Annotated in this window: 21 protein-coding genes; 8 read left to right on the forward strand and 13 right to left on the reverse strand. The window is 41.7% G+C overall.

The annotated features are described in order from the left end of the window. Positions 1-146: 146 nt before the first annotated feature. Positions 147-1,364 (forward strand): HhoA/HhoB/HtrA family serine endopeptidase, encoded by a 1,218-nt coding sequence (locus ACM0OT_RS02425; RefSeq protein WP_414562426.1) that lies wholly within the window; start codon positions 147-149, stop codon positions 1,362-1,364. 89 nt (positions 1,365-1,453) lie between these two features. Further along, on the forward strand, positions 1,454-2,635 hold the full coding sequence (locus tag ACM0OT_RS02430) for an aldo/keto reductase (protein WP_414562428.1): 1,182 nt from the start codon (positions 1,454-1,456) through the stop codon (positions 2,633-2,635). Between the two features lie 34 nt (positions 2,636-2,669). Here the strand turns inward: ACM0OT_RS02430 and ACM0OT_RS02435 are convergent, their stop codons facing one another. Further along, positions 2,670-3,998: a hemolysin family protein gene (locus ACM0OT_RS02435; RefSeq protein WP_414562430.1), complete on the reverse strand. Its 1,329-nt coding sequence runs from the start codon at positions 3,996-3,998 to the stop codon at positions 2,670-2,672. Positions 3,999-4,297: 299 nt separating this feature from the next. On the opposite strand from ACM0OT_RS02435, the gene mfd reads away from it, so the two are divergent. From mfd to ACM0OT_RS02455, 4 genes are all read left to right on the forward strand, one after another. Continuing rightward, a complete protein-coding gene (gene mfd, locus ACM0OT_RS02440; RefSeq protein ID WP_414562432.1) occupies positions 4,298-7,810 on the forward strand; it encodes a transcription-repair coupling factor in 3,513 nt (1,170 codons plus the stop codon). 75 nt (positions 7,811-7,885) lie between these two features. Next, positions 7,886-8,335: a hypothetical protein gene (locus ACM0OT_RS02445; protein ID WP_414562433.1), complete on the forward strand. Its 450-nt coding sequence runs from the start codon at positions 7,886-7,888 to the stop codon at positions 8,333-8,335. Further along, positions 8,325-8,585, forward strand: a complete 261-nt coding sequence (locus tag ACM0OT_RS02450; RefSeq protein ID WP_414562435.1) for a hypothetical protein — start codon at positions 8,325-8,327, stop codon at positions 8,583-8,585. Before ACM0OT_RS02445 ends, ACM0OT_RS02450 begins: the two co-directional genes overlap by 11 nt. Before the next feature lie 9 nt (positions 8,586-8,594). Next, complete coding sequence (locus ACM0OT_RS02455) at positions 8,595-8,975, forward strand: PIN domain-containing protein (protein WP_414562436.1); 381 nt, start codon at positions 8,595-8,597, stop codon at positions 8,973-8,975. Between the two features lie 23 nt (positions 8,976-8,998). Here ACM0OT_RS02455 and ACM0OT_RS02460 read toward each other — a convergent pair whose 3' ends face one another. The 3 genes from ACM0OT_RS02460 to ACM0OT_RS02470 form a co-directional block, all read right to left on the reverse strand. After that, entirely contained in the window at positions 8,999-9,172 is a 174-nt protein-coding gene (locus ACM0OT_RS02460) for a hypothetical protein (protein WP_414562437.1), read from the reverse strand. Positions 9,173-9,382: 210 nt separating this feature from the next. Then, a complete protein-coding gene (gene rpsU / locus ACM0OT_RS02465) occupies positions 9,383-9,571 on the reverse strand; it encodes a 30S ribosomal protein S21 (RefSeq protein WP_414543479.1) in 189 nt (62 codons plus the stop codon). Between the two features lie 128 nt (positions 9,572-9,699). Next, positions 9,700-10,011, reverse strand: a complete 312-nt coding sequence (locus ACM0OT_RS02470) for an RNA recognition motif domain-containing protein (protein WP_414543478.1) — start codon at positions 10,009-10,011, stop codon at positions 9,700-9,702. Positions 10,012-10,304: 293 nt separating this feature from the next. Between ACM0OT_RS02470 and ACM0OT_RS02475 the strand changes: the two genes are divergently transcribed. Both ACM0OT_RS02475 and ACM0OT_RS02480 read left to right on the forward strand, forming a co-directional pair. Beyond that, on the forward strand, positions 10,305-11,789 hold the full coding sequence (locus ACM0OT_RS02475) for an ABC transporter permease subunit (RefSeq protein ID WP_414562439.1): 1,485 nt from the start codon (positions 10,305-10,307) through the stop codon (positions 11,787-11,789). A 4-nt stretch (positions 11,790-11,793) separates the two neighbouring features. Further along, the gene (locus tag ACM0OT_RS02480) at positions 11,794-12,516 is read left to right on the forward strand and encodes an amino acid ABC transporter ATP-binding protein (RefSeq protein ID WP_414562845.1); all 723 of its coding nucleotides are present in this window, start codon (positions 11,794-11,796) and stop codon (positions 12,514-12,516) included. Between the two features lie 501 nt (positions 12,517-13,017). Here the strand turns inward: ACM0OT_RS02480 and ACM0OT_RS02485 are convergent. From ACM0OT_RS02485 to psbQ, 9 genes are all read right to left on the reverse strand, one after another. Continuing rightward, positions 13,018-13,587, reverse strand: a complete 570-nt coding sequence (locus ACM0OT_RS02485; protein WP_414562441.1) for a hypothetical protein — start codon at positions 13,585-13,587, stop codon at positions 13,018-13,020. A gap of 12 nt (positions 13,588-13,599) precedes the next feature. Further along, a complete protein-coding gene (locus ACM0OT_RS02490; RefSeq protein ID WP_414562442.1) occupies positions 13,600-14,295 on the reverse strand; it encodes a hypothetical protein in 696 nt (231 codons plus the stop codon). 679 nt (positions 14,296-14,974) lie between these two features. Beyond that, a complete protein-coding gene (gene hemJ, locus ACM0OT_RS02495; RefSeq protein ID WP_414562444.1) occupies positions 14,975-15,559 on the reverse strand; it encodes a protoporphyrinogen oxidase HemJ in 585 nt (194 codons plus the stop codon). 222 nt (positions 15,560-15,781) lie between these two features. After that, positions 15,782-16,630, reverse strand: coding sequence for an alpha/beta fold hydrolase (locus ACM0OT_RS02500; RefSeq protein ID WP_414562446.1), 849 nt, complete (start codon positions 16,628-16,630; stop codon positions 15,782-15,784). Positions 16,631-16,686: 56 nt separating this feature from the next. Then, positions 16,687-17,757, reverse strand: a complete 1,071-nt coding sequence (locus tag ACM0OT_RS02505) for an NAD(P)/FAD-dependent oxidoreductase (RefSeq protein ID WP_414562447.1) — start codon at positions 17,755-17,757, stop codon at positions 16,687-16,689. Positions 17,758-17,810: 53 nt separating this feature from the next. After that, positions 17,811-18,569 carry a LemA family protein gene (locus ACM0OT_RS02510; protein WP_414562449.1) on the reverse strand — a complete coding sequence of 253 codons (759 nt, stop codon included), beginning with the start codon at positions 18,567-18,569 and terminating at the stop codon, positions 17,811-17,813. A gap of 2 nt (positions 18,570-18,571) precedes the next feature. Beyond that, entirely contained in the window at positions 18,572-19,762 is a 1,191-nt protein-coding gene (locus ACM0OT_RS02515; RefSeq protein ID WP_414562451.1) for a TPM domain-containing protein, read from the reverse strand. 78 nt (positions 19,763-19,840) lie between these two features. After that, positions 19,841-21,031, reverse strand: a complete 1,191-nt coding sequence (locus tag ACM0OT_RS02520) for a TPM domain-containing protein (protein WP_414562453.1) — start codon at positions 21,029-21,031, stop codon at positions 19,841-19,843. Between the two features lie 155 nt (positions 21,032-21,186). Next, the gene (psbQ, locus tag ACM0OT_RS02525; RefSeq protein ID WP_414562455.1) at positions 21,187-21,654 is read right to left on the reverse strand and encodes a photosystem II protein PsbQ; all 468 of its coding nucleotides are present in this window, start codon (positions 21,652-21,654) and stop codon (positions 21,187-21,189) included. Between the last annotated feature and the right edge of the window lie 156 nt (positions 21,655-21,810).

Genomic DNA, 21,810 nt, shown 5'->3' on the forward strand with positions numbered 1-21,810 from the left:
ATAGCTATTGTGTTAAATATTCCATTAATTTTAATTACAGGTGGCTCATGTAATATGCCAACTCAATTGTTCTGCTTTGTAAAAATAAATGTAAATGGATGTTTCACGACTAAATAACCAATAGGTTGCTAAATTAGCTGGTAATTATGAGATTTTTCAAACTACGCCATTCTCTACATCAACTTACCTCCCAGGCATTAGCCATAATTCTAGGGGTTACACTAACTGTTAGTACTTTATGGGTATTACCTGCCCAAGCAGAACTTGCACCCAATGTAGGAGCTGCTACAGATGCATCAGAACTGATTACTCCCAGGCAATCGCCAGCAAATGCGGCTATTGGTAGTACTAGCTTTGTCACAGCAGCTGTAAACCGTGTCGGCAAGGCAGTGGTACGTATTGACACGGAGCGTACCATTACTCGGCGCATAGACCCATTTATGGAAGACCCATTTTTCCGACGGTTTTTTGGGGAAGGTTTTTCTCAACAATTACCGCCTGAACAGTTGCGTGGTCTAGGTTCTGGTTTTATTATCGACAAAAGTGGTTTGGTTCTGACTAATGCCCATGTAGTCGATAAAGCTGATAAGGTGACAGTCCGGCTCAAAGATGGCCGCACCTATGAAGGAAAGGTTCAAGGCATTGATGAAGTAACCGATTTAGCAGTCGTGAAGATTAACGCTGGTAATGATTTACCTGTGGCAGCTTTGGGTTCTTCTGATAATGTACAAGTGGGAGACTGGGCGATCGCAGTGGGTAATCCTTTAGGATTTGACAATACCGTGACTTTGGGAATTGTCAGTACCCTCAAACGTTCTAGCGCCCAAGTCGGGATTGCTGACAAACGCTTAGACTTTATTCAAACCGACGCGGCCATTAACCCTGGTAACTCCGGGGGGCCACTATTGAATGAACGCGGTGAAGTCATTGGTATTAATACAGCCATTCGTCCTGACGCTATGGGTATTGGCTTTGCGATTCCCATTGATAAAGCTAAAGCGATCGCAGCTCAACTACAACGTGATGGTAGAGTTGTTCATCCCTATTTGGGTGTGCAAATGCTCACTTTAACACCGGAGCTAGCACAGCAGAATAATACTGATCCCAACTCTCCTATGCAAATCCCCGAAATTAACGGTGTTGTGGTCATCCGAGTTGTACCCAATTCTCCTGCTGCGACTGCGGGTATCCGACGTGGGGATGTGATTGTGCAAGTTGATCGAGAAACTGTCACCAGCGCTGAACAATTACAGAACTTAGTAGAAAATAGTCGTTTGGGTCAGGCTTTACAAGTGAAAGTGCAGCGCGGTAACCAGACACAGATGTTGTCAATTCGCACGGCTGAGTTGCGAGATGCTGCTTAGTGATTGTTATTAGTTAAGTGTGGGGATACGTCTTGGCGTATCCCTAAATTTTTGTAGATTTGAGATGGTAATGACTCCAAAAGCCACTAATGCTATATAGAAGATTTGGCCGCACAGAATTACAAATGCCAGTGTTTTCCTGCGGCGGTATGAGATACCAATTCAAATGGCAAGATGTTTCACAGTCGGAAATTCCTGCTGACAATCAGGCTAATCTCGAAGCCACTATTCGCCGGGCGATGGAGGTGGGGATTAACCACATTGAAACTGCCCGTGGCTATGGTACTTCGGAAATGCAGTTAGGGAAAATATTGCCCAAATTCCCCCGCAATGAACTAATTGTACAGACAAAAGTTAACCCAGTTGCAGAGGCTAAAAAATTTCGCCAGACATTTGAACAATCACTGCGAAATCTCCAGTTAGATTATGTTGATTTACTAGGGTTACACGGCATTAATCACCCTGAATCTTTCGATAATAGTATGCGTCCCGGTGGCTGTTTAGAAGTAGCAAAACAGTTGCAAGCCGAGGGAAAAGTCAGATTTATTGGCTTTTCCACCCACGGATCTAAAGATGTGATTATCCAGGCAATTAATACTAACCAATTCGATTATGTCAACCTGCATTGGTATTACATTAATCAATGGAATTGGCAAGCAATTCAAGCAGCTACCCGTCATGATATGGGAGTATTTATCATTAGTCCCTCCGATAAAGGAGGAAAGCTATATAATCCACCACAAAAGTTAGTTAATCTTTGCGCCCCTTTAAGCCCAATGGTGTTTAATGACTTATTTTGTTTAAGTCATCCCGAAGTACACACCTTGAGTTTGGGTGCAGCTAGACCCCAAGACTTTGATGAACACCTGAAAACTTTAGAATTGCTAGACCGGGCAGAGGAAATCTTACCACCAATTTTGCAGAGATTAGAACAAGAAGCGATCGCTAGCTTAGGAGAAGACTGGGTAAAAACTTGGGAAACCAACTTACCCAACTTTGCCCAAACACCGGGAGAAATAAATATACCCGTAATTTTGTGGCTTTTAAATTTAGCGATCGCCTACGATTTGGTAGACTATGCCAAAATGCGCTACAACCTGTTGGGTAACGGCAGTCATTGGTTTCCTGGTAATAAAGCAGACAGCTTAGACGAATTAGATTTAAGTCAATCTCTCGTTAATAGTCCCCACGCCCATAAAATTCCCCAAATGTTAGCCAAAGCTCATGAGATGTTAGCAGGTGCTGAAGTTAAGCGGTTATCGAGGACTTAGGGGCTAGGGGCTAGGGGCTAGAGAAATATATCACTCATCCCTCCTCATCCCTTTCCACTTCCTCAACTAACATCGGCATGACCAACACTTTGTCAACACGGTTACCATCCATATCCATGACCTCAATCCGCATACCATGCCATTCAAAATGATCGGCGGACACAGGGATGCGACCAAGATTGGTGATGACGAAGCCGCCTAGTGTTTGATAGCTGCCTCTATCTTCAATTTCCCATTCTTCGAGATGAAAAAGTTCATAAAATTCATCGATAGATAGCATCCCATCCAACAGCCAGGAACCGTCTTCCCGTTGGATAATTTGTGGTTCTTCTTCTTCTGGTCCTTCCGGAACATCACCGACGATTTCGCTCATGATGTCGTTGAGGGTGACTATTCCTTGAATAACACCATATTCATCTACTACCAAGGCCATGTGGGTGACGGTTTGTTTGAACAACTCCAAAACTTTTAAACCACGGGTACTTTCTGGCACAAATACAGGCTGCCGCAATCCTACTATTAAGTCCAGGGGTTGATTGCGTAAACTCCGGGCTAATAAGTCGGTGACAGGGATTACACCTAGTACATTGTCGAGTCCTCCCTGACAGATGGGATACCGAGAATAACCATTTTCAACCATCTTTTGGCGGTTTTCTTCGGGAGAGTCTTCTAGGTCTAACCAGACAATATCAGGACGGGGTGTCATCAAGGAACTGACATGGCGATCGCCTAAACGAAAAACTCGCTCTACCATATCTTGTTCCGCTTCCTCAAAGGTTCCCGCCTCTGTGCCTTGCTCGATTAAGATTTTAATTTCCTCTTCGGTGACTTGTGGTTCCAGCGATGGTGTAATGCCCAATACTCGCAGTATCATATCTGTAGAAGCACTGAGGAGATACACTGCGGGTGAAGCAAAGGCAGCTACAGCTTTCATGGGAATAGCCACAACCGCCGCAATTTTTTCTGGGTTATTTAATGCCAACCGTTTTGGTACTAGTTCACCAATAATCAGTGACAAATAGGTGATGATGAGAACTACTATCCCGAAAGCAATTGGTTCACTATAAGGTACAAACAAGGGAATGAACCGTATATATACTGCTATTCGAGTGGCAATTGTTGCTCCTCCAACCGCACCAGTGAGGATACCGATGAGGGTAATTCCTATTTGAATTGTCGATAAGAAATGATTTGGCGACTCAGCCAATTTCAATGCTGCCCGTGCTTTGGCATCCCCTTGATTAGCCAGCTGTTGTAGTCTGACTTTACGTGCCGAAACAATTGCCATTTCAGACATAGAAAACACGCCATTGGCAATAATTAGCACTAAAAGGATGAAAATTTCAAAAGTAATGGAGGACATGTTGTAGAATTGCCGCTTATCAGAGCGAACGTGGCTCACCTTTTAGTATCTAGTACATTCGCAGCCAGAGGCTAGGGGATAGAGACTAGAGGCTAGTATTTTTTGATTTAGCCGAACTATCAAGCATTTTTCAAGTCACCAAATCATGAAAAAATCTCTTCTCTAGTCCCTAGTCCCTAGTAGTTAAATATTATTCTTCCATAGAAATAATGAGAGGGCTGTTAACACTTTTAAAATAGTGAACATACACTGACTCTAGATTTTCTTATCTTTAACGACTTCCTCCTGTAGTAAAACTTATGGCATTTTCTTCTATTGTGCGTGCATTGGCGCGATCGCCACTCAGCACTGAATTACTTTCCAAGTTAAATCGCCAACAAGAATTGCGTTTAAATGGCATTTCCCGATTACCCAAGGGTCTAGTAACTTCGGCATTGGCGCAAAATTCAGGCAGGAATTTGTTGGTAGTTTGCGCCACCCTGGAGGAAGCAGGACGCGCTTATGCTCAGTTGGAGGTGATGGGATGGAAAACAGTACATTTTTACCCCACCTCTGAAGCTTCTCCTTACGAACCTTTTGACCCCGAAACTGAAATGACTTGGGGACAGATGCAGGTGTTAGCGGATTTAGTACAGGTAAGAGAACAGGAAGCAGGGGAGAAGGAAACAAATACTCCCCGCAACACCCCTAACCGGATAGCAGTTGTCGCCACGGCTGGGGCCTTACAACCCCATTTACCACCGCCAGCAGCTTTTACACCCTTCTGTCTAACTGTGAAGCGGGGAATGGAATTTGATTTAGATACTTTCGGCGAAAAAATTACCACTTTGGGATATGAACGAGTCCCACTGGTGGAAACAGAAGGACAATGGAGTCGGCGCGGTGATATCGTGGATGTCTTTCCTGTTTCTTCGGAAATGCCAGTCAGACTGGAGTGGTTTGGTGACGAAATTGAAAAAATTCGTGAATTTGATGCTGCAACTCAACGTTCTGCTCTTGACAAAATTGACCAGCTAATATTGACTCCCACTAGCTTTGCGCCTATTGTTTTGCAAGAAATGACAAACAATGGCGGATTACAAGACCTTACTGCTGATTTAAACTCTGACTCAGAACTTAGCACCGATAACTCAGCACTATTAGAAGGTAGTCGTCGTTTTTTGGGGTTAGCCTTTGAGCAACCAGCCTCACTTTTAGATTACTTGCCAAAAAACATCTTAATTGCTGTTGATGAACCAGAACAGTGTCATGCTCATAGCGATCGCTGGGTGGAAAATGCCGAGGAACAATGGGGAGTAGGAAATGTAACTTTGCCGAAAATTCATCGGTCGTTTGATGAGTGTCTGGCGGATGTGAATAAATTTCTCACCATATATTTATCAGAATTGGCGGAGGAAAACAGCGGCATAAATCTGGCTAGTCGGTCGTTACCTGTGACACCACATCAATTTGGTAAACTAGCAGAAACACTGAGACAAGAGCGCGATCGCAACTTTTCCATTTGGCTGATTTCTGCCCAACCTTCCCGTTCTGTGTCGCTACTACAAGAACACGATTGTCCAGCTCAATTTATCCCCAATCCCCGCGACTACCAAGCCATTGATAAGCTACAAATTAACCATATACCTGTAGCTTTGAAATATTCCGGGTTGGCAGAATTAGAAGGTTTTATTCTGCCTACATATCGCTTGGTAATTGTCACTGATCGGGAATTTTATGGTCAACATTCCCTAGCCACACCAGGCTATATCCGCAAGCGTCGCCAAGCCAGTTCTAAGCAAGTAGACCCCAACAAGCTACGTCAGGGTGATTTTGTAGTTCACAAAAGTCATGGTATTGGTAAATTTGTCAAGCTAGAAAGCTTAACGATTAATCATGAAACCCGTGATTACATAGTGGTGCAGTATGCTGACGGTATCTTGAGAGTGGCCGCAGATCAAGTTGGTTCTTTATCCCGGTTTCGCCGCACAGGTGATAAAGCCCCGGAACTGCACAAAATGACTGGTAAGGCTTGGGAAAATACCAAGAACCGCGTTCGCAAAGCCATCAAAAAATTAGCGGTGGATTTGCTGAAACTGTATGCAGCTAGGTCAAAACAAGAAGGTTATACCTATCCCCAAGATATGCCTTGGCAAGAGGAAATGGAAGATTCGTTTCCCTACCAAGCAACCACAGATCAGCTAAAAGCTGTGCAAGATGTCAAACGAGATATGGAAAGCGATCGCCCGATGGATCGGTTAGTATGTGGTGATGTGGGTTTTGGAAAAACAGAAGTAGCAATTCGCGCCATTTTTAAAGCTGTCACCGCCGGAAAACAAGTCGCACTGTTAGCACCTACAACCATTCTCACCCAACAACACTACCACACCCTCAAAGAACGCTTTGCCCCTTACCCGGTGAATGTCGGTTTATTAAATCGTTTCCGCAGTGCTGAAGAACGCCGCAATATTCAAAAGCGACTGGCTACAGGTGAATTAGATATAGTCGTCGGTACACATCAACTTTTAGGTAAAGGTGTGACCTTCCAAGATTTAGGATTGTTGGTGGTGGATGAAGAACAGCGGTTTGGAGTCAACCAAAAAGAGAAAATTAAAAGCCTGAAAACTCAAGTTGATGTGCTGACACTTTCGGCTACTCCCATTCCCCGTACCTTATATATGTCTTTATCGGGGATTCGGGAAATGAGTTTGATTACCACACCACCCCCCACCAGAAGACCAATTAAAACGCATTTATCACCCCTGAACTCAGAAAGCATCCGTAGTGCGATTCGCCAAGAATTAGATCGGGGGGGACAAGTATTTTATGTAGTACCGCGAGTTGAGGGTATTGAAGAAACCACAGCCAACTTACGGGAAATGATACCGGGGGGGAGATTTGCGATCGCTCACGGTCAAATGGATGAAAGCGAGTTAGAATCTACCATGCTGACTTTCAGTAATGGTGATGCGGATATTCTTGTCTGTACCACAATTATTGAATCTGGGTTAGATATTCCCCGCGTCAACACCATTTTAATCGAAGACGCTCACCGTTTTGGTTTATCGCAACTATACCAATTAAGGGGACGGGTGGGACGTGCAGGTATACAAGCCCATGCATGGTTATTTTACCCCAAACAACGGGCGTTATCAGATGCCGCAAGGCAAAGACTGCGGGCGATTCAAGAATTTACTCAACTCGGTTCCGGCTATCAACTAGCCATGCGCGACATGGAAATTCGGGGTGTGGGTAACTTGTTAGGTGCAGAACAATCCGGCCAAATGGAAGCCATCGGCTTTGATTTGTACATGGAAATGTTAGAAGAAGCGATTCGAGAAATTCGCGGTCAAGAAATACCCAAAGTTGATGATACCCAAATTGACCTCAACCTCACAGCCTTTATTCCCGCAGATTACATTCCCGATGTCGATCAAAAGATGAGTGCTTACCGTGCAGTAGCGGCGGCGAAGTCTCCAGAAGAACTAAAAATGATTGCGGCTGAGTGGGGCGATCGCTATGGTACTTTACCTGTGCCAGCCAATCAACTTTTACGAGTTATGGAACTGAAACAACTGGCGAAAAAGTTAGGATTTAGCCGCATTAAACCAGAAAATAAACAGCACATTGTTTTAGAAACGCCAATGGAAGAACCTGCTTGGAATTTATTAGCAGCGAATTTACCAGAACATCTAAAAACGCGTTTTGTTTACTCTCCTGGTAAAGTCACAGTGCGGGGTTTAGCAGTTTTAAAAGCTGACCAACAATTGCAAAGTTTAATTGATGCTTTCGGGAAAATGCAGGGTGCTGTTGCAGAGGCGGTTGTAGTTTGATAAATAATTAGTCAGGATCTGAAAAATCAATTTTTTTTAGACTGATTTATCCTGGTACTAGATATCAAAATAAGTATGACAAAATTTGAACTAAAAAATCACCAAGTCTGGCGAGATTTAACTGATATCTTAAAGACTTTAGATAGTGATATTCTTGTCAAACAACATCTGGAAGAATGTGATTATAAAGTATGTGGCTACTGGGATGAGCAAGATGAATATTATGAAACAATTAATTTGTCTCGTAATTTAAAAGCAGTTTTAGTCAATAGTTATATTGGCATTACTCACAAACAACGCTTTCTAAAATTACAGTTTTCCCTGATAACTTCTGCTAGTGATAGCACTTACCAAGTAAGTAATCGCTCTCAAAAATTGGGCGAATTGGTTCTTGTGTATGATGAAAATATGGAATTTGTTGATGAAAATTGGCTTTTAGATATTGATTCTCTTGATATTGCCCAAGTTACTACAAATCTAGAATCTACAACTACACTTAAACAGGATCTCCAACATGAATATTAATCTTGATTTACCACCAGAGTTAGAAAACGAGCTTTGTCATGAAGCTTCTAAGCTTAATTTAACTCTTTGTGAATACATTCTTTATCTTCTCTCTTTAAGGCAGCTTTTAGCAAATCCACCCAAAACAGGAGCCGAGCTTGTGGCTTATTGGCAGAACGAAGGTGTAATCAATTCAAGACCGGATATTACAGATAGTCAAGCCTACGCTCGTCAGTTACGTCACGATGCTGAAACTCGTGAGCGAACATAGGTGAACTTAATGTATTTGCTAGATACAGATATTTTGATTGATATTCAACGAGGTCATGCTCCTGCAATAAGTTGGTTTGCGAGCCTCTCAGAATTGCCTAGTGTACCTGGCTTTGTGGTTATGGAATTAATTCAGGATTCTCAAAACAAGCAAAAGCTGCGTAATGCCTTAAAACTGGTTGCACCAATACCTGTAGTCTGGCCGACTGAGGCTGATTTAAATCGCGCCTTGTCAGATTTTACAACATACCATTTATCAGACAGTTTAGGGTTGTTAGATGCCGTGATTGCTGCTTGTGCTGTTGGCAAAAGTGCGACACTTTGTACATTCAATATCAAACATTACCGTGTTATTCCTGGTTTAGTTATGGAACAACCCTACACACGCTAATAATGACAAAGTTTGCAGTAACTTTATTCTAATTGTGCAACTTTATCCATCAGAGCAACAAACTGTTTCACAGTATTGCCATGCCCACCATGCAACCACAACCGAGTCCGAGGAAAACAACCTCGAGGAGCTTTTATTGAGAAATAAAGTTTTGCATCTGGCAATAGCTTCTTGTCATCACTACGCCAGCCCACCAAACACCCTCAGCTTTTATAATAATTAGTGCGCTATTAGTGCGATCGCCCCCTCATATCGACAACAATAAAATTAGAGATGACATTTCATGAGTTTTGCAGAGGGTGAATGTTGTGGAAAAAATAATGACCATTGCTCACAGGAAAAAACCCGGTTTTTAGTCTAAATTAGACTGTCCAGAGGACATATATAAATCAACCGGGTTTCAAACCTTAATTGCGGAAACGTCTTTTACTTTGTTTGTGCTTCGCAACTTCTTTGCGCTTACGCTTTTCTAGCGGCGTTTCAAAGTGACGATGCTTTCTCATGTCTGGAAAAATCCCCGCTTTGGAAACTTCTCGCTTAAATCGACGTAAGGCTGACTCAATTGCTTCGTTTTCGCCCACTATTATTTGAGTCATGTTCCCTCCTACTAAATTGACTTAATTGAAGGCTCTCCAGTGGAAGATACCCAGTTTACTAGAATACAAAAAAAGGCAGACATCTGGTCTGGCCTTAAGACTCTAGATACAACTTTTTGTTGCAAAGCTTAGTAGCGATTACGAGAACCGCCACCGCCGTATCCTCCACGGTTACCACCACCAGAGGAACCTCTGTCTTCTCTGGGTTTAGCTTTATTGACTTTTAAAGCGCGACCCATCCACTCAGCACCATCAAGAGCTTCAATAGCTGCTGTTTCTTCAGCTTCTGCGCCCATTTCGACAAAGGCAAAGCCTCTCGGACGACCTGTTTCGCGGTCAGTAGGTAGCTGAACACGCTTTACAGAACCGTATTCTGCAAAAACACCTCTAAGATCATCATCTGTAACTTCGTACGAGAGGTTACCTACATAAATTGACATCGAGTATCTCCAAAACCATCACTGTGTAGAGATTTAAATTTCGGAGAAAGTCTGTAAATACTAAAAGGGAAAAACCTGTCAATACTAAAAACAAACACTGTCACCGAATTAATTCTCACTCTCTAAGATGACATATAATTCAACGATTTGTACACAGTCAATAGTTAACAGATAGTTAACCCTTGCCAAAGCCTGATGGGACGAGGGGTTCAGCATCAGCATTATTTTGGCAAATTTAATGTTCATCGGTGCTTATTTGTGGTTCAATTCATAAAATTGACTTTTGCAAGGCGATGAAAAAACCCAGAGCATGGCTATTGTCTGTGCTATTTGCTGCTATGGTCTTGATCTCGCTGATTTTGGGTCATAGCCATCCCCTACAAGCTTCTTCGGTAGGCAAAGCATCGTTGACGATGATGACTTCGCCAGATTATCCCCCTTATGAGTTTTATGACACTCAGGGGGGTAAACGCGAAATTGTGGGCTTTGATATTGATATTGCTAATACTCTGGCTAGAGAACTGGGTTTTAGTCTCAAGATTATGGAGTCCGATTTTAATGGCTTAATTCCTGCACTCCAGTCAAATCGGGCGGATTTTGTCATGGCTGGGATGACTCCCACTCCAGAACGTAAGAAAAATATAGATTTCTCAATTATTTATTACGAAGCTAAAGACACAATTGTCGCTATCAAGGGTAGTAACCTCACACAGCCACAAGACCTTGCAACTAAAAGGGTTGGGGTACAACTGGGAACTATCCAAGAGCAAAATGCTCAGAAAATTTCCGCCAAGGTGGCGGGTATTCAGCTCAAGCAACTCAATAGAGTACCGGAAGTAGTGCAGGAACTGAAAGCTGGGCGTATTGATGCGGCCATTGTTGAGGATACTGTAGCTCAAGGATTTGCCCAAGCTAATCCAGATTTAGAGTTTAATGTGATTCCTTCTGAAGAGGCAAGTGGCTCGGCGATCGCCTTTCCTCAAGGTTCTCCTTTGGTGGAGCCGTTTAATCGCGTTTTACAACAAATGCAAGATAGTGGGGAACTGGAAAAGCTAGCAGCTAAATGGTTTTCCCAAACTACTACTGATACTGCATCCCCGACTTCTCCCCCAGGTAGACTAAATCTGGATTTTCGGAGAATCCTCCCAGATATCCCCTTTATTCTTCAGGGTATCCCCCTAACTTTGTTATTCACACTGTTATCTGTATTTTTAGGGTTGATTTGGGGTACTGTACTTTCTTTATTGAAAATTACTGGCATCAAAGTACTGACCTGGATTGCTAATGTCTATACTTCGGTATTTCGCGGTACACCTCTGTTGTTACAGTTGGCATTGGTTTACTACGCCACACCCCAGCTGACAGGTTATGATATTTCGGCATTAGAAGCCGGAGTACTGACCTTTACCCTCAACTCTGGGGCTTATATGTCGGAAACTATCCGGGGGGGTATTCAAGCGGTAGATAAGGGTCAGAGTGAAGCGGTTATGTCGATGGGTGTTTCCTACTGGTTAATGATGTGGGATATTATTTTGCCTCAGGCTTTGAAAAATATTTTACCGGCATTGGTCAATGAAACCATTGGATTGCTCAAAGATTCAGCGTTGGTGTCTACCATTGGTGTTGTGGAAATATTACGCAGCGCTCAAATTGTCGGTGCCAATAGATATATTTACTTTGAACCTTTGCTGTTTGCAGGGTTAATTTATTACGTTCTGGTGATGGGAATGACCTTTGGTGCATCGAGTTTAGAAAGGAGATTGCGACGCAGTGAGTAATGCCATAATTCGCACGGAATCATTGTGTAAATCTTTTGGCCAACTCCATGTCCTCAAAGATATTTCCACGGAGATTTACCCAGGGGAAGTAGTGGCTATTTTAGGCCCTTCTGGTTCTGGTAAGTCTACTTTTTTGCGCTGTATGAATTTACTAGAACGCCCCACCAAAGGCAGAATTTACTTTCATAAACAAGAAATCACTCATCCCAAAGTCAACATTGCTGATATCCGCCAAAGGTTGGGGATGGTGTTTCAACACTTTAATTTGTTTCCCCACATGACGGTGCTGCAAAATGTCACCTATGCACCGATGAAGGTGAAAAAGGTAGATAAGCACCTAGCACAAGCAAAAGGGTTGGAGTTGTTAACGAAAGTGGGGCTACAAGAAAAAGCCCATGTTTACCCAGCCAAACTATCGGGAGGACAGAAACAACGGGTAGCGATCGCCCGCGCGTTGGCAATGGAACCAGAGATGATATTATTTGATGAACCCACTTCGGCTTTAGATCCAGAAATGGTCAAGGATGTGCTGGAAGTGATGAAAGCTTTAGCCCAAACTGGAATCACAATGGCAATTGTGACCCACGAAATGGGGTTTGCGAGAGAAGTTGCTAGTCGGATTATGTTCCTCGACCAAGGTAGGTTAGCTGAAGATAGTACTCCTGGTGAGTTTTTTACTCATCCTCGGTGCGATCGCGCCCAGCAATTCTTAGAAAAAATGTTGTAGCTTTTAACTGACAATGACGCAAAGCTTTCACATTGTTGTCATTAAATTGACATATTAACTGTATATGCTTTATTTAAGCAAACATTTGTTTGCTCCTCACATCGTACCACTGCCCTGCTGCTGTTACACAGTAATGGGGCTTTTTCATTCTGAAGTTAGGGATAAAAACTTAGGTTAGAGTTGAATCCATTGCTTAGTAATACTTTCAGGATTTTGTCAAAATATCTAGTTACTATTTATCTATCTTCAGGAGGAATTAAAGTCCTGGTAATTAATACTAAATAAGTAGCTATTCCGATCACCTGACGAACTTAACATCGATCTCCTGTTGCGAAAAATTGCAATAGGAGATTTTTTACTTAAAATTTAATAAAACCATTAAAACTCACCCAAAACCTGTTTTTACACTGATTGACATCTAGGGAAAACAAAGGTCTTTACAAATAAGAATTTTTTTTAATTAATTGAGCAATCACCTGTAAATGCTTTTTGATTAGTGATTCAGAAACTATTTTTAGTTGTAACTCTAATTAGAAAACGTAAAGCTTCATTTACTGCTTGAGAATTAGGAAACATTTCTGCGACATCTGCATCTAAATACACTGTCAACTCTTCCGAGTGGTTTCCGTTTTGTGCAAATTTTTCTATATCGTCACCCTCTATGTCTTGAGATGAATAAAGTTGAGTCGCAGGTATAAGCTTTTGAGGAGATGAATCATTTAGTTTGTTAGCAAGGAGTTCCCAACTATTAGCTTTAAGTTTAAAATGAGCCTTTGCTTCACTAAATGTTTTAAACTTCTGTTTGAGATTTTTAACTGTATAAATATACTTTTCATATGTCTGCGTTTGTTGGTTAAGGTCTTCTTCAACCATATCAACCACCTCATTAATAAGTCGGTTATGATTTTCATAAATTTGAGATGCTGCACCTAAAATACGTGAAGTTGCTTTGATCTGCATCTCAGTCTCTTGTTTAAGCCTATCAGCAATATTACGAATTTGCTCTCCCAACTTAGCTTTACTTTGATTTTTTCTTTTATTTCCTGTAGTCGATGCTGGTTTTTCAGTCATAAGGGCGCTTGTTTATTCTGAAATAATCTCTTTAATTGCAAGCCAAATACGTTTAAATTTTTGTACCAAACCGACAGGATTACCTGTTGTTTCGTTTTCTACTGAATCAACCAGGGATTGAATTCTATCCATACGCTCTGCTACAACATAGAGGTTATTTATAGCCTCATCCTTACTTTCTAAAGATTCGCGCAGTAGAACAACCATTTCGGAAATTTCCCGTTTTAGCCTTTCATTCTCAGCTTTACGACGAGTTTCCCATCCCTTAATACCAGCCTTGGAACGGCGCTCAAATTTAAGTTGTGCTTGTGCCTCATTATATAAAATTACATAATTGTCTCTCTCGGACTTAACTTCCTCATATTTGGTAAGTAATTCAGTTGCTCTTGCTCTTTCTTCATGATAACGAGATACAGCCTGCTGATAATTTTTTTGTTCATTAAGATATTTCTGATAACTTTGTGTAGCATATGCTTTTAATTCTTTAACTTCAACTTGGTAAGCTTGGTTCTCTTGCTGAACTTGAGTAAGTAGAGATACAGCTTCCTGATTTTCTTTCGCACGTTGTTCCAATTGAAGTGCTTTGGCACGGGCATTCATCAAAAGCTGTTTCAGCTCATGATAAGATAGTGGTTCCTTCGCAGGTGGATTGGTATTTTTGATAGGAAGATTTTTGCGACGATCCTTATCTGCGTCTCGCATAGCCATATAAATGTTATAAATATTACTTCAATTTCTATATTAATCCAATCTTTTTTTGTTTGGTGTCATTACTATGAATTTTTTTTAAAAGCTGCTTTTTTACAAAACTGCTCGCCTAATCCTATAAAGATAAAAAGCCGTACACTATTCAATAAAATACTTATAAATAAAGAAAGCTCACGTTCAACATCTCTTGAATGTAGCTAAAAACAATAATCTCAAGCCTTATTCTTCCCGACTCACCTAGAATCAGTTGAGTCAAAATGAATTAAAATGCAAAATTTTATAGAAGTGACCAATATAAACAAATCTAATAAATCGCGCAAAGAGGTAAGAGCAACTCTTGCACAATAGCCATGTTGTGATTCTATGTGATACAAATTTTTGTAAAATTAAATTAGGACTTACGCAACTGGCATATTATTTTAAGTTTGTAGTGAGGACTTTAGTCCTCTTGGTGAGACGCTCCGCGGTAAGCGCAACTATGCCCGCAGGGCTTGACAAGATAAGGGCTAAAGCCCTTACTACAAGCAAAATTTTTTATTTTTTGTGACACTTACGTAAGTCCTGTAGATAAGAAACCCAGAATTCAACGCAGTGGATCTGGGTTTCTTTCATGAGCAACTGACGCACGATTTATCTTCGCCTGTTATTTTGTTAAACTTATAATGCTCCCTAATCTAATCTAACTTTGTTCTTGGGCTACTTGTCCTATTTGGCCCATTAATTTCTCTTTATCACGTCTGCGTTTTTTGGCATAAAGCTGAATAGTCACTGCCATAAAAATAATCAATGCAAAAATGCCCCAAGCTGTAATATCTGTAGGCAAACTATTTTTAAATACAGCCAGTAAAACAATTACTACCAACATTACAGTTGGTGCTTCATTTAAGGCCCTTAACTGTTGTCCACTCCAACGACATTCATCTGCGGCTAATTGTTTCATTAGACGACTACAGTAATGATGATAACCAATTAAGAGAGCAACAAATAACAGTTTAACGTGTATCCAACTCTGTTTTAAGACTTCTGGTTCAGTACTTAATAAGCCTATAGCCATTGCCACCGTTACCAACATCCCTGGAGTAGTGATGATATTGTAGAGGCGCTTCTCCATAATTTGATACTGATTTTTCAGTATCGTTCTTGCTGGTTCTGGTTCTTGGTTAGCTTCCACATGATAAATAAACAAACGTACCAGGTAGAATAACCCCGCAAACCAAACTACAATGCCTACAATATGAAATGCTTTAAACCAGGAATAAGCCATGAACCCAAATCTCCATCAGTGTGGTTTTGATACCTTTTTAGTTGTAATAAAAAGTTCACAAATGCGGTCTTAGATATGATTATAAACCCGGCACAAAACCATATTTTCTTAACCTTAACCATACTTAAAGTTAAAGAAACTCAAATAATTTATCGGTGTTTCTCTGCTTTTAGATATGGCTTCTTGTTTATAATATCGATTTTTGCTAGATTTATATTCGCATTAGCTCGCTGTGCGGCGTACAAATGGCAGCAGGTCTTCTAAAATCGTTTTGTGGTAATGTTCTTGAGGATAATGCCCGACGTTATTAAGTTTTATTAATTCGGCATCAGGTACAGAATTGGCAAACTTTTCGGCTACGTCTATGGGTAACCAAGGATCAATCATACCCCACTGAAGAAGGATTGGCTGTTGCCATTGTTGAAAGCCAGATTCAATTTCTGCCATTGCTGAGTCAAGTTGCAAATTGCGAATTGTTGCTAGAAGACTCCGCCCCGTAACTGAAGCTTTCAAAAACGGTTTGCGATAAACATCTAAATCTTTATCTTCAATGCGGTAGCGACTACCACCTTCGAGGGTTCGATCAACTAGTAAGGGGTCTTGAGTTATCATTTCACCTGCCAAGGGCAAACCCATTTGTTTAATTTTCCAAGGTAATTTGGCAGTGGTGGAAATCGGTGTATTTAAAATAGCGATGTTAGCAATTTGTTCGGGGTGGCGCAAGGCATATTGTAAGCCTACAGAACCTAAATATCCTTGGACAACTAAGGAAAAACGATCTATTTCTAACGCGTTGATAAATTTTTCTAAGGCGGTAATAAATGTATCAGGTGTGTAGGCAAAATCGCGTTTTTCTGGTTTTCCCGAAAAGCCATAACCAATCCAATCAGGCGCGATCGCTCTTGTTCCCTGACTAGCTAAAGCAGGCATAATATTCCGCCAACTGTAACTTTGTGATACTAAACCGTGTAGTAATACTACAGGCAGTAAATCTGTTCTGCCAATAGGTTCAGACTCCCGATAAAACCATTCTAGAGAATCTACTGTGATTTTATGTTCTGTTAAAGACACGCCATTTTCCTATAAATTCTTCTTACCCAAGCTTTCAAAGCCAAAATTATCAAAAGCTATTTTTTATAATCATTAGAAATTATCATCTCACGAATTGCGTCTGCTGTTGCGGGTGCTAGTAAAACCCCATTGCGGTAGTGTCCGGTAGCTAACAAAACGTTACTAAAGCCTGGTAGTTTGTCAATGACTGGTGCCGGGCGATTTTCTGGACGGGGACGTAAACCAGACCAAGTGCGGATAATTGTAGCTGTGGCTAAATTTGGACAAAAGGCGATCGCTTGCTGCCAAACTTGATTTAATAATTCTTGGTTAGGTGGAATTTCATCGCTATTACCAGGGAACTCCACTGTTGCGCCCACCCAGTAATTACCATTTCCCACAGGGACAATATGCACATCGTTACCCGTAACCACCGGCTGAAAGTCGGGATTGCCTAATGGTTGTTCTAGACGTATCTGTAAAGCTTGTCCTAGCACTGGACGAATATTAATTGTTTGCTTTGTCAGTGATGTCGAACCCAATCCCGCAGATACAACAATCCAATCAGCAAAAATTTTGCCTGCTGTGGTTTCTATGTTATCTGGTTCAATTCCTAAAACATTCACCCCAAATTTAAACGTTACCCCGTTGTATTGGGCTGCCTCAACTAAAGCCAACGTCAACGTAGTCGGATTCAGTTGTCGGTCTTGGGGAGAATAAACAGCACCCGTAATTTTGGTGTTATGGACTTGGGGACAAAAAGTTTTGAGTTTAGCTGTGTCCCAAATTTCTAATTTCCAGCCTTGGGAATGGCGAATAGCTGCCAGATTTTCCCACCCGGCCACATTTTCATCTTCCCCGAACAGACTAAGAATACCTTGACGGTTAAAGGGAATTTGCCGATTGGTAATCGCCTCTAATTCGGGAATTAAGGTTTCGTAGCGTTGGATGCTAGTTTGTCGTCGTTGCCAAGCCCTGCCTTTGATTTTATGGCTAATGACACCCATTAAAACCCCCAGCGCTGCACCTGTAGAAGCTTGGGCGGGTGGTTGACGGTCGAGAACTGTAATTTTGAGGTTCTGGACTTGGCTAAGTTCATAGGCGATCGCAGCTCCTACGACACCACAACCGATAATGACTATATGCATTTCTTTTTGAGACTAGGGACTAGGGGAATATACTTTATATACGATGATCAAGTTTATTTAAAATCCCCTGTCGCTGGGAAAAATTCCTGCTTCTCAAAGCCAAACATATTAGCTACCAACAAGTTGGGAAAACTTTGAATTTTTTGGTTATGGGTTTGTACGGCTTGGTTGTAGCGCATCCGTTCCACAGCTAGGCGATTTTCTGTACCCGTTAACTCGTACTGAAGATTGGTAAATAATTGACTAGATTGCAATTGAGGATTAGCGGCTGCATATTTACTAAAACTATCAATTGCTTGATTGACTTGTGCTGTAGCCTCTGCTTTTTCTGCGGGAGTAGCAGCTTGTAAATAAGTTTGACGCGATCGCTCTAATAAAGCAACTAACTCTTGTTCTTGTGTGGCATATGCTTGGGTGACATTTACCAGATTGGGTATCAAGTTAGCACGTCGCTGGAGTTGGTTTTCTACTTGCGCCCAGGCTGCATCTACTCTGTTACCACTGCTTTGCATGGAGTTGTAAGTCCAGCCAGTCCAGACGGCGAATGCTGCTACTATACCTGCGCCAATCATCAAGACTTTTTGACGAAATTTGGCTGACTGTTGTTCAGCTGCTTGTTTTTCCTGTTCTCGTTTTTTAACATCTTGAATTGCTTGCTGAATAAACTCCACAGGGATATCAACTTCCTGTCCTGCGGCTATCAACTCAGCAGAATAGTAACCTTGAGTCTGTTCGGTATAATAGCGGGAGGCTAACTCCAACACCTCTGGTGCTACTTCTTCGGGGATTCTTTCTTCTGGATTCTTCATCATCTTTACCAACTCCCTCCAGCACCACCGCCGCCACTACTACCACCACCATAATCACCACCACCACCATAACCACCACCACTGCTGGAAGAAGGAGGAGGTAAGCGGGGAATTATTTTCTCGGTTTCCTGGTAATAATTACAATGGTGGCATTTATGCTTCACCAGTTTTTTGCCCTCACGATATTGGGTGGCTCGTTTAATAATTTTATCAGTGCGAGTAACGGTATATTCTTTACAGTGAGGGCAGATGTCAAACTTATATAAAGTACTTTCCAGACCAATTAAATGAAATCCCCTACCAGTTGACTGCTTAGAACAAGTGAGACATTGCCACCCCTCAAATTTGACACTACCTAACTTTTGTGCTGTTTGTTCCTTGATTTTGAGATGTGGTGCAACGCTTTTGAAATTTATTTTTTTCATGCGTTTCTTACACTCAATACAGCAAAAAACATAATAACCTTGTTTTCTTCTTGTCCGATCTTCTGGATGTAACAGAATTTTCTGAAGTCGGGTAATCTTCGTGTTTAACCAGTACAACCACATGGCTAATACACATCCGAAGAATTGTATGCGACCATCAAGTTTGAATTCTGATAAATCCGATGATAGTAATCGATCAATATGAGATTGAATGATTCTATTAAATAATCCTGGGGGCTGAGAATCAGAACCTAAAACCACTACTAATGCTTTGGTTCCCGCCAGTGTACCACCTGAAAAATCACCTTGTTTAAATCGCGGGGTAATTTTGCTATTGATAATATTTCCGACTTTGGCATCAGGTAAAATCGCCTCAACACCGTAACCCGTTTCTATTTCTACCCGGCGATCGCCTACTGAAATTAAGAACAATACACCATTATCTTGTCCTTTTTTACCAATTCCCCAATAGTTGAATAATTCAGTAGCAAATTCCTTGGGAGAAGCTGCTGGGGCAGTTTTTGGTACTGTGACCACGGCCATTTCTGTACCATTTTTCGCCTCTAAATCAGCAATCATCTGATTAATTTGGGCTTCTGTCTCATCGCTGAGAATATCTGCCATATCAGTTACCCAACCACCCGATATTTGTCGAGTATTCGGCACTTCTTCCACTGTTAAGGCGAGGCTAGAAAACGGCGAAAGGACTATAGATGCTGAAAATATACCTAACAGAAAAATCCGTTTTGGTTTTAGGAAATTTAATTTCATATTTTCCTCTATCAGATATCAGTCGGAATTGACTCTTAATGAATTAATTCATGGGTTAGGAATTAAGGAAAATAGCATTTACCAACTCCCGCCGCTACCACCGCCGCCGCTACTACCACCGCCAAAACTGCCACCGCCACCACTGCTACCACCACCACTACTACCACCGCCAAAACTGTCACTGGAAGGGGGCGGCAAACGAGGAATGGTTTCTTTTCTTTCGTAATGATACGTACAATGATTGCATTGACTGATAATCAGTCGTTGTCCCTCACTATATCGCGTGGGTTGTTTGATAGTTTTTTTATTATGAGTAACAGTCAATTCTTGACAGTCAGGACAGTACCCAAATCGAGATGAATTGTTTGTTAAGGCAACCAGATGAAATCCCTTATCAGTTGGTTGCTGGTGGCAATGGAGACATTTCCAACCTTCAAAGTTGACACTACCTAAATTTTGTGCTGCATTTTCCGCTAAATTCAGATGCGGCCGAACCATGCTTGCATCTACTTTTTCCATTGGCTGTTGGCAATCAGCACACAAAAAACTGTAATTGCCTTGTTTTATGCGTGTCTGTCCTTCTGGTTTCAGCCGAATTTTCCGAGGATGACTCAGAAAATAAACAGCCGTTCCGATTCCTATGGCAAATAATCCACCCCCAGCTACTATAGGTAATCCTCCCCATGAGTTCGGGTTATCCGCAGTGACTTCTGTTGTGGGTAGAGTACTGACCTGATCAGGATCAGCTGTTAAAACAATTACCAGCGCTTTCGTTCCCGCCAGTGTGCCACCTGCAAAATCCCCTTGTTTAAATCGCGGGATAATTTGGGTATCGATAATGTTACCGACTTTGGCATCAGGTAAAATCGCCTCAACACCATAACCAGTCTCAATTTCAACCCGGCGATCGCCTACTGAAATTAAGAACAATACACCATTATCTTGTCCTTTTTTACCAATTCCCCAATAGTTGAATAATTCAGTAGCAAATTCCTTGGGAGAAGCTGCTGGGGCAGTTTTTGGTACTGTGACCACGGCCATTTCTGTACCATTTTTCGCCTCTAAATCAGCAATCATCTGATTAATTTGGGCTTCTGTCTCATCGCTGAGAATACCTGCCATATCAGTTACCCAATCACCAGACCTCTGTTGGGGATTAGGGACTTCTTTAACCGTCAAGGCTAGGCTAGAAAGGGGGGAACTCAATATAGCTGAGGAAAATATACTGAGCCAAAAAATACGTTTTGGTGGAAGTAAATTCAATTTCATTGCTTTTGCCCATAACAGACATACGTCTGTAAACTAAGCAGGAAATATCTTCTCTAGCTTTTAGTCCCTAGCCCCTAGCTTCTTTTTTCACAACTCATCTAGAGGTAGAGAGAAAAACTGCAAAAAAGCTTCCCTCTACCCATGTTAACTTGTGTCTAACTTGCCTCAGCGTTAGTACTTATACTAGGAAGCAGTTGGAAGAACTTGTTAATGTCTGTAACAGCGGCTTGGTAGTTACTCAAGGCAAGTTGAGTATTACCCTGACCAGCAGCTTGATCGATTTTAACTAGGTGATCCAGCAAATCTCGTGTAATTTGACGTGCTATGGGTTGGTCATCGGGCAGTAGGTTGGGAGCGACATAACTCATACTCAACCTAGCTTCTGCCATAGGCCCGTGGATAAAATTACTTACATCAATCCAATCCTTTTTGTAGATTAGGGTTTTCAGTTCGTCTGCGCGATCGCGCACAGTTTGAATTGCCGGAACGTATTCCTGAATTCTCTCCAGTTGAACTGCGGTGTAAGTTGGAGGTGCAACTGCGACGCTAGGGCCACCACAACTGATGAGGAATGTGGCTAATAATACTAGAATCAATGAAAAAATTGAGCGTTGACGCGCCATAAACTGAACTTAATGTGTTTTGTGTGTGCCAATGAATAGTGTCACTCTAGTAGTTTCAGTTTGGCGCTGTCAACTGCCTAAATAGCAATCTTACGGCATGTGTAGCTACTCTCATCCTGACTAATTTGATGGGACAAGCTGATGCTTTTAATTGTC

The sequence above is a fragment of the Anabaena sp. CCY 9613 genome, assembly GCF_963920895.1.
Classification (GTDB): domain Bacteria; phylum Cyanobacteriota; class Cyanobacteriia; order Cyanobacteriales; family Nostocaceae; genus Cyanocohniella.

Bases quoted from the DNA above. Each gene is read 5' to 3' on its own strand.
- psbQ (WP_414562455.1), bottom strand. From the start codon at position 21,654: ATGGCGCGTCAACGCTCAATTTTTTCATTGATTCTAGTATTATTAGCC.
- ACM0OT_RS02510 (WP_414562449.1), bottom strand. From the start codon at position 18,569: ATGATGAAGAATCCAGAAGAAAGAATCCCCGAAGAAGTAGCACCAGAG.
- ACM0OT_RS02435 (WP_414562430.1), bottom strand. From the start codon at position 3,998: ATGTCCTCCATTACTTTTGAAATTTTCATCCTTTTAGTGCTAATTATT.
- ACM0OT_RS02430 (WP_414562428.1), top strand. From the start codon at position 1,454: ATGCTATATAGAAGATTTGGCCGCACAGAATTACAAATGCCAGTGTTT.
- ACM0OT_RS02475 (WP_414562439.1), top strand. From the start codon at position 10,305: ATGAAAAAACCCAGAGCATGGCTATTGTCTGTGCTATTTGCTGCTATG.
- ACM0OT_RS02450 (WP_414562435.1), top strand. From the start codon at position 8,325: ATGAATATTAATCTTGATTTACCACCAGAGTTAGAAAACGAGCTTTGT.
- ACM0OT_RS02485 (WP_414562441.1), bottom strand. From the start codon at position 13,587: ATGACTGAAAAACCAGCATCGACTACAGGAAATAAAAGAAAAAATCAA.
- ACM0OT_RS02520 (WP_414562453.1), bottom strand. From the start codon at position 21,031: ATGAAATTGAATTTACTTCCACCAAAACGTATTTTTTGGCTCAGTATA.
- ACM0OT_RS02515 (WP_414562451.1), bottom strand. From the start codon at position 19,762: ATGAAATTAAATTTCCTAAAACCAAAACGGATTTTTCTGTTAGGTATA.
- ACM0OT_RS02445 (WP_414562433.1), top strand. From the start codon at position 7,886: ATGACAAAATTTGAACTAAAAAATCACCAAGTCTGGCGAGATTTAACT.
- ACM0OT_RS02470 (WP_414543478.1), bottom strand. From the start codon at position 10,011: ATGTCAATTTATGTAGGTAACCTCTCGTACGAAGTTACAGATGATGAT.
- mfd (WP_414562432.1), top strand. From the start codon at position 4,298: ATGGCATTTTCTTCTATTGTGCGTGCATTGGCGCGATCGCCACTCAGC.
- hemJ (WP_414562444.1), bottom strand. From the start codon at position 15,559: ATGGCTTATTCCTGGTTTAAAGCATTTCATATTGTAGGCATTGTAGTT.
- ACM0OT_RS02505 (WP_414562447.1), bottom strand. From the start codon at position 17,757: ATGCATATAGTCATTATCGGTTGTGGTGTCGTAGGAGCTGCGATCGCC.
- rpsU (WP_414543479.1), bottom strand. From the start codon at position 9,571: ATGACTCAAATAATAGTGGGCGAAAACGAAGCAATTGAGTCAGCCTTA.
- ACM0OT_RS02425 (WP_414562426.1), top strand. From the start codon at position 147: ATGAGATTTTTCAAACTACGCCATTCTCTACATCAACTTACCTCCCAG.
- ACM0OT_RS02455 (WP_414562436.1), top strand. From the start codon at position 8,595: ATGTATTTGCTAGATACAGATATTTTGATTGATATTCAACGAGGTCAT.
- ACM0OT_RS02490 (WP_414562442.1), bottom strand. From the start codon at position 14,295: ATGGCTATGCGAGACGCAGATAAGGATCGTCGCAAAAATCTTCCTATC.